The sequence below is a fragment of the Psychromonas sp. genome (assembly GCF_983033635.1).
In genome coordinates, this window is the sequence record NZ_CEZLMY010000258.1 from 1 (window position 1) to 3,506 (window position 3,506).

The 3,506-nt window shown below is 40.7% G+C and carries 3 protein-coding genes; all 3 read right to left on the reverse strand.

The genetic code is table 11. The features are described from left to right. On the reverse strand, positions 1 to 858 hold an 858-nt coding region (locus AC4GME_RS18080; RefSeq protein WP_490379964.1), incomplete at its 3' end, for a hypothetical protein. A gap of 152 nt (positions 859 to 1,010) precedes the next feature. Continuing rightward, the gene (locus tag AC4GME_RS18085) at positions 1,011 to 2,711 is read right to left on the reverse strand and encodes a glycoside hydrolase family 1 protein (protein ID WP_490379965.1); all 1,701 of its coding nucleotides are present in this window, start codon (positions 2,709 to 2,711) and stop codon (positions 1,011 to 1,013) included. 246 nt (positions 2,712 to 2,957) lie between these two features. Next, on the reverse strand, positions 2,958 to 3,506 hold a 549-nt coding region (locus AC4GME_RS18090), incomplete at its 5' end, for a carbohydrate porin (protein WP_490379966.1).

The following is a 3,506-nucleotide window of genomic DNA, read 5'->3' on the forward strand; positions in this document are numbered from 1 at the left end:
CTTATAAGATGTATTTTCACTTTCGAGTTTTCTATAAAATGAAGACTTACTCATCCTAAATTGACTTGCCATTTCGGTTACTGAAATACTGCCATGAGTTTTCATAAAACAGGTTTCAATCTTCGCTAATAGATCATCTTTGATATTTTCTAATTCAGGCAGGCTGGGCCTTAAACTTTCTACAAGTGATTTTAATTCACCATCAACATAAGCATTATGATGTTTATTAATTCTGTTAAAATCATCCTTTTTAAAGCGTAAATAACTTTCTTTGGCAAAACTAACGTTTCCAGATATATGTGCCTGATAGGTTTCGAGATCTAAGCTGTTTTCAGAAGAAAAAAATGAGTCAATCTTGACATCACTTCCAAAAATAAGTTGAGTGGTATAGGCCACTAAAAACAGGAAACCATAACCAGGATTGAAACTTTTCTCTTCGTTAGTAAAGCTTAATCTAATCTCAATATATTCATTTATATCATTGATATCGAAGGATATAGCACGGTTACCGAACATCAGTTCCTCAATCATCCTTGCGATAAAGTCACCCAAGGTTGGCGCATTACAGATATAACTCCTAGTAACACAACCTAGATCTCCTCGGGCTAACGGAGACAAACTCCGCCCCTCTTTAGCATAGCTACTCGCGACCTTAGCAAGACACTTTAACTCAAAGCGATCATAGTAGCCGAGATCATTTAAAGCATATAATATCGGCAGTACTCTCTCCTCCCCGATAAAACATGGCCTATCTACTGAAAAAGCATCTAATTTGATTGTATTTAGTGCATTATTTTCTGGATCTATCTCTTTCAAAACCTGATAAACCCCAAATGCACAACTGTTTAAATAGAACATCAACCCGCCCTGTTTACCTTGCAACTATTTTTATTGGCAATCAAGCTTTCCAATACCACTAACATTAGTTCCGTCCTCTCTTTTAAACAAAATAAAACAATCATCGCAAAGCCAGCCTTTACAGGCTGGCATAAATAACAGGTAGTTTCCTCTTATTGTGAAGAAGCTACGCCATTATTTCTGATCGTTTCAGCGTACCATTTATAACTATCTTTAGGTATACGTTTCAGATCATTGTTATAATCCACATAAACCATGCCAAAACGACCATTATAACCGCGTATCCATTCAAAGTTATCAAACAGTGACCAAGCGGTGTAACCAATAACCGGAATGCCATCATCAATCGCTTTCCATACCGCTTTAACATGACCATTTAGAAAACGGGTTCTCATAGTATCGTGCACTTTGCCATCAGCGGTAAGTTGATCTTCAACGCGATAACCGCCGCCATTTTCAGTAATAATAATATCCTTACCACCTGACACGTCATTCAGATACACTAACGTATCGTACAAACCTTGTGGATCATATGCGCCATTTTCTGAGCCTGGATTCTCTATAGGGGCATAAGCAAAAGCTTCACCAAATATATCTCCGCCGAAAAAATCACCGTTTAATGAGAAAAGATTTTCACCACCGTAATCGGCTTCCCCATCATAGGCTCTTACTGTCGGTCGTCTATAGTAATTCACACCGGCAAAATCGGAACCTTGTGAGCCAATAAATGCTAAGTCGGCAGCTAATTGCTCTGGCGTTGCATTAATTTTGTAACCTAGCTCTGCAAATCTTTCCAGCAATCCATCCGGATACTTACCTTTAAAGATAGGGTAAGTAAACAAGTTAAGCTGAAGATCATTAAACAGCGCGGCAGCCGCTAAATCTTCTGGAGACTGAGAGGCTGGTTTAGCAATACCCAAGTCAAACGCGATCCCCATATCACCGTCAAGAATTTCTCCTGCATCTTCCAGATCATGGTAAATTTTAACTACTTTAGCATGCGCTAGCATATAACCATGAATGTAAGTCAGCTGTGTACCGGTAAACTTTATGACGGTTTGGTCCTTCATCATGGCTGCAACATTATCTGCATTAGGCTCCCAACCCATGCCAACCTTCCTGAAAATTTCAGCAAACAGGCCTTCTTGGAAGGTTGCCCAAATATACGGTTCATTCAAGCTCATCCATTTGGTGACTTTATTACCAAAGCGTCTGATAACCGCTTCTGCATAGACAGCAAAAAAATCGACAACTTGACGATTATTGAAACCGCCCATACCACCCATAGACTCAGGTAACCATAAAGGAAGCGGCATATCCCAATGGAACAGAGTGATCATAGGCTCAATATCATTTGCAATAAGCTCGTCAATCAGTCGATCATAGTAAGCTAGACCTTCTTCATTAGGTGCGGCCATCACTGGGCCGTTTGGCCCCATAACAATATCCCCATTTTCATCAAACTCAAAAGGGATACCACTCGGGTAAATGCGCGGCCAGGAGATAGAAAAACGGTAACTTTTTAAGCCAGCCTCTTTCATCAGCTTTACATCGTCCTTGTATCTATGGTACTGATCGATTGCGACATCCCCGGTTTCACCATTGGCCAGCCCCAAATCTCTGGTAATGAAATCCCAGTTGCTATAACCTTTACCACCTTCATTCCATGCCCCTTCCACCTGATAAGCAGAGGTTGCAGAGCCCCATAAAAAATCACTTGGAAATTCAAGGAATCTATCTTGTGGAACTTTAACATCAGTGGGATGCAGATAATCCCCCGAGTCACTACCACAGCCAGTCAATAAAGCGCCAGCTGCCACGGCGACAATTGCCAGTGGTTTTAAATTAATCATATTATAGACCTTCTAAATTAGGTTATTTCAACAAACATTCTTTACAATTAGGATCGAAAATACGGCGAGCATATTAAAAACTCGATCACCCTGACAAATTAAGATCAACTAAATTAATCATGTAAAGCAACAGGTTGCATTATGTTTATTGTTGATATCGGCTCTCTGATGAGCCGATATCATTTTGTTTAGTTTGATTATCAGCTGATAATCAAACTGTTCTTTTCCTGGGATAGAATGTGGTGATTACCACCATGCTTCCAGTTGAGCACCGATGCGGATATCGCCGTCTGAACCATCTGCATTGGCAACACGATGTTGTTCTGCTACGTTACCGAAGAAGCTGCCTGCGTAAAAACGTAATGTTGGTCTTACCATCGCGCCTATACCTGGTGTAAACTCCTGAGCGATAATAACTTTCTGAATATCTTGAGTTTCAGCATGATATGACTCTTTGACTTGGTCGAAGCCCAGTTCAACTGTAGTGCGCATATAGTCATTCCAGTAATAAGCTGGTCGTACAACAACACTTAAGCGATCCGGGTTTTCTTCTGCGACACTAAGCTCAGATTTTGTTTCACCACGGGCATAAAGAAGTGAATATGCCATATCGAACTGATCAGTGAATTTTACTGTACCGTAATCGATAAAGCGGAATGAGTTTTCTAACGTTCCTTGCCAACTTGGAGCAGCTGCAACTTTACTGCCGCTTGCATTGCGCCATGCAGCTTCACCAAAAGCATCTGCACCATACTGGAACACTAAAGTATTCGTGCCGTCTAGCAGCGGATGCGA

Coding starts and splice junctions, on each gene's coding strand:
- AC4GME_RS18085 (WP_490379965.1), bottom strand. CDS start 2,711: ATGATTAATTTAAAACCACTGGCAATTGTCGCCGTGGCAGCTGGCGCT.